Genomic DNA, 705 nt, shown 5'->3' on the forward strand with positions numbered 1-705 from the left:
TGGGCGCGGCGGTGGCCGATGTACACGCTCATCTCGCACGGGGCCTCGGCACGTCACAGCGCCCGGCGGCCGAACTCGTCGCCGGCATGCTCCGGCGGCTCGAAGCCGCGAGCGTGGAAGTCCACGAACTTGTCGAGTTCGCCCCTGCGGTGCGCGCGCAGTTCGAGGAGGCCGCCTCCCTCGGGCCGATCACGGTGCAGCGCATCCATGCGGATCTGCATCTCGGTCAGGTCTTACGCACACCCGAACGGTGGTTGCTGATCGACTTCGAAGGCGAACCGGCCAAATCCTTGCAGGAGCGTCGCGAGCCGGACAGCCCGATGCGCGACGTGGCGGGAATGCTGCGATCGTTCGATTACGCCGCGCACCATTCGGTGCGAGAGAGCGAATCGGACGGGGTCGCCACGCAGCGGGAGTTCCGGGCTCAGGAATGGGCGCAACGCAACAGTGCCGCCTTCTGTGACGGCTACGCCGAGGCTTCCGGCACGGATCCGCGGGAGGTGGGCGTGTTGCTCCGCGCGTACGAGATCGACAAGGCGGTGTACGAGATGGTGTACGAGGCCCGTCACCGGCCTCAGTGGTTGCGGTTGCCGCTCAACGCGATCCGGCGGCTGGTCCGCTAGCTCACGCGGGACACGCGTGGAAGGGCGCGGGTGGTGACCGGTTCGGTCACCACCCCCGCCCTTCCGTTACCCCTCAGCGAAC

Annotated in this window: 1 pseudogene; it reads left to right on the plus strand. The window is 68.2% G+C overall.

Annotation, left to right across the window (positions count from 1 at the left end):
- Positions 1–623, plus strand: a pseudogene (locus Q8814_RS26350) (maltokinase N-terminal cap-like domain-containing protein); the annotation flags it as partial.
- Between the last annotated feature and the right edge of the window lie 82 nt (positions 624–705).

It is taken from the genome of Rhodococcus chondri (genome assembly GCF_036327435.1).
GTDB lineage: Bacteria > Actinomycetota > Actinomycetes > Mycobacteriales > Mycobacteriaceae > Rhodococcus > Rhodococcus chondri.